We start from the raw sequence: 871 nt of genomic DNA on the forward strand, positions 1-871 counted from the left end.
GGATAGCCGGGAAAGAAAGCTGCATTGCTCTGCTCGTAGGCAATCTTGTCAAAGCCCACAAACTGATACCCCCGCTCCACAATGCTCAGGTACCAATAGCTATCGCGCTGGCTCAGGGCTATAAAAGCAGAAGCATAGCTGCCGCGTTTTGTCCAGAGGTATATCGCCAACACTTGCAGGATAGTCAGCGCTAAGCCCAGCAAAAAAATCCGAGTAGAAAAGCCAACTAAACATTTGCGAATCTGCTGCAGCAGAGGGCCAGGGCGCAAACTCATCAGCTTCACCACCAAGGTTCGATCAAGCCACCCAAAGATGCTGGACGTAGCGCCAGGTGAGGATTTGGTTTAGGGCAAAGAAGACTAAAGCCAAGATCCAGTAGCCCAGCCTCAGGACACTGCCAAGATAGAAACGCACCTGTTGGGGAATGAAGCTGAAATCGGTGTATCTGATCCCATGCAACCAGGCCAGCACCTGCAGGGTGTGAATCGGCAGACAGTAGCGGATCATACTTCTCTGGGCCACGGCACTCATGCCAGCCACGGAAATGGAGAACATAATCCAGGCAGCCAAATGGAGCCCCAGCCGCTCCTGCCAGCGCCGGCTCTTGCCGGCCAGGACACTCCACCCATCCAGCAAGCCTGTAACAACTAGGGATCCCAGGGTGAGGGGAACAAACAGTTGACTGAGGGAAATGGCCCATATCCCATCCCCCAAAGCCTCGGAAAAGGAAAACAAAGACTGCCAGTACCCAAGAGAAAAGAGGGGGGCATAAGTACGAGGTTGAATAATAGCCAGGTAATCGAAAGAACTGGGGCCAAAGTAGCGCTGCATTTCCATGTAGAGATCCCAGCGGCCAAAGCGGAGCTGACAG

At 53.4% G+C, this 871-nt stretch carries 2 pseudogenes; both read right to left on the minus strand.

What is annotated here, in order from left to right:
- Positions 1-275: pseudogene (locus NW827_RS06830) on the minus strand (hypothetical protein); the annotation flags it as partial.
- Between the two features lie 22 nt (positions 276-297).
- A pseudogene (locus NW827_RS06835) lies at positions 298-871 on the minus strand (hypothetical protein); the annotation flags it as partial.

This window comes from Synechococcus sp. H70.1 (assembly GCF_047502705.1).
Lineage (GTDB): Bacteria > Cyanobacteriota > Cyanobacteriia > Thermostichales > Thermostichaceae > Thermostichus.